5 protein-coding genes are annotated in these 6225 nt (G+C 64.6%); 2 read left to right on the plus strand and 3 right to left on the minus strand.

Features of this window, described 5'->3' with window-relative positions:
- Nucleotides 1-344 precede the first annotated feature (344 nt).
- A complete protein-coding gene (locus tag PQR08_RS38325) occupies nt 345-1817 on the minus strand; it encodes an MFS transporter (RefSeq protein WP_408164422.1) in 1473 nt (490 codons plus the stop codon).
- A gap of 205 nt (nt 1818-2022) precedes the next feature.
- Here PQR08_RS38325 and PQR08_RS38330 point away from each other — a divergent pair, with 205 nt between their 5' ends.
- A complete protein-coding gene (locus PQR08_RS38330; RefSeq protein WP_408164423.1) occupies nt 2023-3285 on the plus strand; it encodes a TIGR03862 family flavoprotein in 1263 nt (420 codons plus the stop codon).
- A gap of 4 nt (nt 3286-3289) precedes the next feature.
- On the opposite strand, the gene PQR08_RS38335 is transcribed toward PQR08_RS38330, so the two are convergent.
- Nucleotides 3290-4441, minus strand: coding sequence for a methyltransferase (locus PQR08_RS38335; RefSeq protein ID WP_408164425.1), 1152 nt, complete (start codon nt 4439-4441; stop codon nt 3290-3292).
- Nucleotides 4442-4619: 178 nt separating this feature from the next.
- Between PQR08_RS38335 and PQR08_RS38340 the strand changes: the two genes are divergently transcribed.
- Entirely contained in the window at nt 4620-5915 is a 1296-nt protein-coding gene (locus PQR08_RS38340; protein WP_408164426.1) for an SGNH/GDSL hydrolase family protein, read from the plus strand.
- A 60-nt stretch (nt 5916-5975) separates the two neighbouring features.
- On the opposite strand, the gene PQR08_RS38345 is transcribed toward PQR08_RS38340, so the two are convergent.
- A partial coding sequence (locus PQR08_RS38345) for a hypothetical protein (RefSeq protein WP_408164428.1) occupies nt 5976-6225 on the minus strand: 250 nt, incomplete at its 5' end.

Genomic DNA, 6225 nt, shown 5'->3' on the forward strand with positions numbered 1-6225 from the left:
ATCGGCCTGCATCACCGCGTCGAAGCGGGTTTGGTCGGGGGACGAGGCGGATCGGTCCGCGTCAGTGGCTTGGGTGGGGCTCGGGAGGTCGAGGGATTGGGTGTACATGCGGGGCTCGCTCCTGGATAGTCGCTGTTCGGCGATTATAAACCGACCGGACGGTCGGTAAATAAATTTTTGAGACGTACTCGGGTAACTCCGCATGAATCGGGCGCGCAGAAGCGCGCGCGAATCCACGCGCTATTCAATCTAGTTCAGACGAGGGAGGCTTGCCGGACGGCGAGAGAAACGAGAAGCGGCAGCGATGATTCGCCGCCGCTTTGAAAAGGAGGGAAAGCGCGCGCTTATCGCGTCTGTTGCGCGGCGAAATCTTCCGCGTCGACGTCATAGCCCGACGGCTCCCAGCGCACCGCGAGCAGCGCAACGAGCCCCGCGAGCGGCGCGACGGCGATGATCCAGAACACTTTGGTGCCGAGCGCCGCCGACAAAACTGGGAACAGGAACAGCGAGACCGTCGAACTGGCGCGCATCAGCGTCTGATTGAAGCCGACGCCGACGCCGCGCAGCGAAGTCGGGTAGCTCAGCGACGCGAACGTCATGCTGTGCGATCCCGGCCCGACGCCTTGCCCGAGCAGGAACGCGGCGAGAAACGCGATTGCGATCACGACTTCGGCGCCCGTCGACGGTTTCCCGACGACCGCGAGCCCGATGAGCGCCGCCAGTTGAAACGCGTAGCCGACGACCGACAGCTTCCATGCGCCGTACTTCGGCACCGTGCGCACGGAGAACAGCCCGCCCGCGAACGCGAAGCACAGATTCAGCGCGAGCGACGCGAGAATCGTGGTGAGCATCGACTGCGCGAGGAAGCTCGAGATGATGACCGGCAGTCCGAACGCGACGGCGTTATACGCGAACGACGACGCAACCGCGATGACGGTCGCCAGCACCGTCCGGCGCAGATAAACGCCGCGCAGCAGCGCGCCGTAGTTGCTCCACGTCGCGCGACGGGCCTTGGTCGGCGCGACGGCGGTTTCGTCGACGCGGGCATCGATGCCGTACGAACGCTTCAGAATCGCGGCCGCGCCTTTCAGATCGCCCTGATTCGCGGCCCACACGGGCGATTCGCTCATATAGCGGCTGCGGATCGCGATAATCGCGATCGCCGGCACCGCGCCGAAGCCGAGAATCAGACGCCAGAGCCAGCCCGCGTTGTGCTCGGGCAAGACAGCGTACAAACCGAGCACGAGCAGATACGAGACGCTGATCGCCGCGTACCAGACCGGACACCACATCGCGACGCGCGCCGCTTTGTTTCCGCGGCCCTGCAGACGCGAAAACTCCGCGAGAAACGCCATCGCGACGGGCAGGTCGATGCCGACGCCCAGACCCATCACGAAGCGCGCCCCGCCGAGCACCCAGGCGTTGGGCGCGAGCGCGCAGGCGATCGCCGCGACGACGAAGAAGAACATGTCGGCCATGAAGACGCGATAGCGCCCGACCTTGTCGGTGAGGTAGCCGCCGAGAAACGCGCCGATGATCGCGCCGAGCGTGATCGCGGCAGCGACAAAACCGGTACCAGTCGGCGTCAGCGAAAACTCGCGGGCGATGTCCTTCATGCCGAACGCGAGCGCGCCGAGATCGTAGGCATCGAGAAAAATCCCGCCCAGCGCGATGGCGACGACGACGCGCGCATCGCTGCCGATCGCCGCGCCGCTATTGACGAGATTGGAGACATCGGCGGGACTTTTGATGACGGGCCGCGAATCGTTGGCGGCAGCGCCCACGACAGCGCGTTCGGGCGCGAGGGAAACGGACATGATCGGGCTAGTTTGGTAAAAAGTTGTCGATGCAACGAATCGACGGATCGTACTGGCCCGAACGCAGCCGGCCAAATTCTTTTTTGTTATTTAATGACTTACGACGGGTCTGCAATGCTTTTCACGCGCACTGCGATCGGTGCGAAGCCGTCGCGGCGACGCGCGATGCGACAATGTCGCTCCGTTCCGCTTCTTCCATTTGGACATGTCGTCAGTTGAAAACATCGAATCGGTGAGTGTCGCGGTGATCGGCGGAGGACCGGCCGGGCTCATGGCCGCCGAAGCGCTCGCGACAGGCGGCGCGCGTGTCGATGTGTTCGACGCGATGCCGTCCGTCGGGCGGAAATTCCTGATGGCCGGCAAGGGTGGCATGAACCTCACGCATTCCGAGCCCGCCGACGCCTTTCTAGCCCGCTACGGCGCGCGCCGCACGGACATCGCGCCGCTGCTCGCGCGCTTCGACGCGGGCGCGTTGCGGAACTGGGTGCATGGCCTCGGCGTCGAGACCTTCGTCGGCAGTTCGGGTCGCGTATTTCCCACCGACATGAAAGCCGCGCCGATGCTGCGTGCGTGGCTACATCGGCTGCGCGCGTCGGGCGTGACGTTTCATATGCGGCATCGCTGGCTCGGCTGGGCCGAAGAAGGCACGGCGATATCCCGTTTCGCGACGCCATCGGGCGAAAAGCTCGTCCGGCACGACGCGCTCGTGCTCGCGCTGGGCGGCGCAAGCTGGCCGCAACTCGGCTCGGACGGCGGCGCGCTCCCGGTGCTCGCGGCGCGCGGCGTGCCCGTTCGGCCGTTCGTGCCGTCGAATTGCGGTTTCGACGTCGCGTGGAGCGAGCATTTCAGCAGCCGCTTCGCCGGCGAGCCGCTCAAATCCGTGGCGATCGGCTTGCCGCGTGTGGACGGCTCGCCCGACTGGCGCATCGGCGAATGTCTGATCACCGATCAGGGCATCGAGGGCAGCCTGATCTACGCATTGTCGGCGCCGATCCGCGATCGGATCGCCGAAAGCGGCGGCGCGGGGACGACGATCCTGCTGGACCTCGCGCCGCAATTTACAGTCGAACGCGTGCGTGACGAGGTGCTGCATCCGCGCGGGGCGCGCTCGATTTCGAGTCATTTGCAAAGCCGCCTGCATCTGACGGGCGTGAAGGCGGGTTTGCTGCGCGAGTGTACGAGCAAGGACGAATTCGCGGACCTGGACACGCTCGCCGCGCGGATCAAGGCGCTGCCGTTGCGCCTGCTGCGGCCGCGCCCGATCGAGGAAGTCATCAGCAGCGCGGGCGGCGTCGAATTCGAAGCGCTCGACGCGCGCTCGATGGTCCGCGCGCTTCCCGGCGTGTTCTGCGCGGGCGAAATGCTCGACTGGGAAGCGCCGACCGGCGGCTATCTGCTGACGGCGTGTTTCGCGAGCGGACTTGTCGCGGGTGAAGGCGCGCTGGCGTGGCTCGCCGAGCGCGCGTAGAGAATTATGCGGCGACGAGCCGCCACAGCGACGTTACTTCCGCCGAGCGCGCGGCGTAAAGCGGATCGGACTTGTCGCTCGCGCGCGGATGATGCGGCTTGACGTCGATGCGTCCATCGACCTTCAGGCCGGCCTTGTCGATCCATTCCTGCAACTGGGCGCGCGTGCGCAGTCCGAGATGCTCCGCGAAGTCCGACAGAATGAGCCAGCCTTCGCCGCCCGGTGTCAGATGCGCGGCGAGGCCGTCGAGAAAACCGCGCAGCATGCGGCTTTCCGGATCGTAGATCGCGTGTTCGATCGTCGCGCTCGGCCTTGCGGGCAGCCAGGGCGGATTGCAGACGATGAGAGGCGCGCGTCCGTCCGGAAACATATCGGTCTCGACGATTTCGACTTGGCGATCGAGCCCCAGTCGCCCGATGTTTTCCCGCGCGCAGTCGAGCGCGCGGGCATCGACGTCGGTCGCGACGATTCGTCCGACACCGCGGCGCGCGAGCACGGCCGAGAGCACGCCGGTCCCGGTGCCGATATCGAACGCGAGTTCTTTCGACGGAAGCGGCTGATTCGCGACCAGATCGATATATTCGCCCCGAACCGGCGAGAACACGCCGTAATAGGGATGAATCCTCCCGCCGACCGCGGCGATTTCGACGCCTTTCTTGCGCCACTCGTGCGCGCCGACCAGCCCCAGCACTTCACGCAAGGACACGACCGACGGCTCATCCGTCGGCGGTCCGTAAGCTTCCTCGCACGCGTGACGCACATCGGGCGCGCGGCGCAGCGGGATCGTGTACTGCTCGTCGAGTGGAAGCATCAGCATCGCAAGGGTGCGCGCGCGTTGCGATTGCGCGAGGCGGTGCAGATTGAAGGCGTCGATCGGCGATGGCTCCGTCGCGTGCTTTTTTGCCTTGCGGGGCTTGCTGTCGATTCGGCGCGCCATCGCCTGCAGGAGTTGCCGGGCGTTCTGGAAATCGCCGCGCCAGAGAATCGCCGTGCCTTCGCAGGCGAGCCGATATGCGTGATCGGCGGTCATCTGGTCATGTCCGATGACGACGCGCTTCGCGGGCGGATTGCCGCTCTCCGATCTCCAGCGGGCGGAGCGGCTTTCGCCGTCCTCGTCCCAGGTGAGTTGTTGCGGTGCTGAGTTTTTCGATTGCATATCTAATCTATATAGATGCCTGAAGCGGGAGTCGTCGCGCCGGCGAAAAATGAACTGGCTGCATTGTGAGGCTATTTGGGGCGCGTCGCTGCGGGTTGTTCGCGGTCAGGGCAATCGGGCGGCGCGAGCGTTGTGACACTTCAGGCACAATCGAGCCTTTTCCGCACGCCATCGCCGAATGAAACTCCGAGTTCTCGCCGCGATCTGCGCGGCCGCACTTGTCGCGCAGGTCAATTTCGCGCCGCACGCTTTCGCCGCCGACGTCGCCGAAGCGCCCGCCAACGAACATTGGGTCAGCGCGTGGGGCACTGCGCTGCAGTCGATTCCGCAACTGGCGAATCTGCCGCCGCTGTATCGCGCGCCAGATGTCGCGGGTCGCACCGTCCGTCAGCTGATTTATCCGCAACTGGACGGCAAACGGATGCGCCTGCGCATCAGCAATCTATATGGGACCGAGCCGCTCGTCGTCGAATCGATGACCGTCGCGCGGGCCGCCGCGGGCGACAGTGCCGCGATTCGCGCGGGAAGTGCGCGTCCGGTGCTGTTCGGCGGACGCAAGAGCGTGACCGTCGCGCCGGGGGCCCAGGCCACGAGCGATGCGGTCAATTTCGATGCCGACGCGTTCCAGCCCGTGGCCGTCAGCATGTTCATGGGGAAGGATCAGAAACTTGTCGCCTGGCATCGCGTGTCGAGTCAGATGAACTACATCTCGACGCCGGGCGATCGCACTGAAGATGCATCGGCGGGCGCGTTTCGCACGCGCTTCACGCAATTCGCGTGGCTGACCAATGTGATGGTGGAAAGCCCATCGGCGCAGGCGATCGTCGCGATCGGCGATTCGATCACCGATGGCATGCGCTCCTCGGTCAATGCCAATCGGCGCTGGCCGGATGCGCTGGCGAAGCAGGTCGCGCGCAAAGGCGGCGGGCAGACGGTCGTAGTGAATGCGGGCATCAGCGGGAATCGGCTGTTGAGCAATTCGCCGTGCTATGGCGAGGCGGTGGTCAGCCGCTTCGAGCGCGATGCGCTGCGCCAGCCGGGCGTGCGCGCGATCATCGTGCTGATCGGCATCAACGACATCAATTTCATGGCGATGCCCGCGCACGCCGGACTCGATTGCGACGCGCCGCACACCGAAGTCAACGCCGATGCGCTCGTGCGCGGGTATCAGCGGCTGATCGCGCAGGCGCACCAGCGCGGCATCAAGATCTACGGCGCGACGCTGACGCCGGCCTCGCTGCCGCCCGAGCGGGAGGCGATCCGCACGGCTGTCAACGAATCGATCCGATCGAGCAGAGCGTTCGATGGCGTGATCGACTTCGATCAGACGCTGCGCGATCCCGCGCGCCCGAGCGTGCTTCAACGCCGATACGACAGCGGCGATCACATCCACCCGAGCGATGCCGGCTACGCGGCGATGGCAGCGGCGGTGCCGATTGAGTTCGTCTCAGGAGCGACGAAAGCGATACATTGAAGCAGCCGCCAAAAAAAGTTGCTTCATCACCTTGTCATTCGAGTCTGCTTGACCTAATATTCAGCCCCTCGTCGCAAGACGACGGGCCGTCGAGCGAAACAGACGGCCTCCGAAGTCGGCAGATTTTGAAGCAAAAGCTAAAAAATACTGTTGACAAGGAGAAAAAGATTCTTCATAATCTCGTTTCTCTGCTGCTGATGCAGCGACGCAAGACGGAAGTTGAGGTAGTGAATGTCTTGCGATGTGCTCTTTAAAAACTAACAGCCGATAAGTGTGGGCGCTTGATAGCGAGTGCGGTTTCAGTCTTTTG

Origin of the sequence: Caballeronia jiangsuensis (assembly GCF_046030135.1) — a bacterium.
In the GTDB taxonomy this organism is placed as follows: Bacteria; Pseudomonadota; Gammaproteobacteria; order Burkholderiales; family Burkholderiaceae; genus Caballeronia; species Caballeronia jiangsuensis.

Bases quoted from the DNA above. Each gene is read 5' to 3' on its own strand.
- PQR08_RS38325 (WP_408164422.1), bottom strand. From the start codon at position 1,817: ATGTCCGTTTCCCTCGCGCCCGAACGCGCTGTCGTGGGCGCTGCCGCC.
- PQR08_RS38330 (WP_408164423.1), top strand. From the start codon at position 2,023: ATGTCGTCAGTTGAAAACATCGAATCGGTGAGTGTCGCGGTGATCGGC.
- PQR08_RS38335 (WP_408164425.1), bottom strand. From the start codon at position 4,441: ATGCAATCGAAAAACTCAGCACCGCAACAACTCACCTGGGACGAGGAC.
- PQR08_RS38340 (WP_408164426.1), top strand. From the start codon at position 4,620: ATGAAACTCCGAGTTCTCGCCGCGATCTGCGCGGCCGCACTTGTCGCG.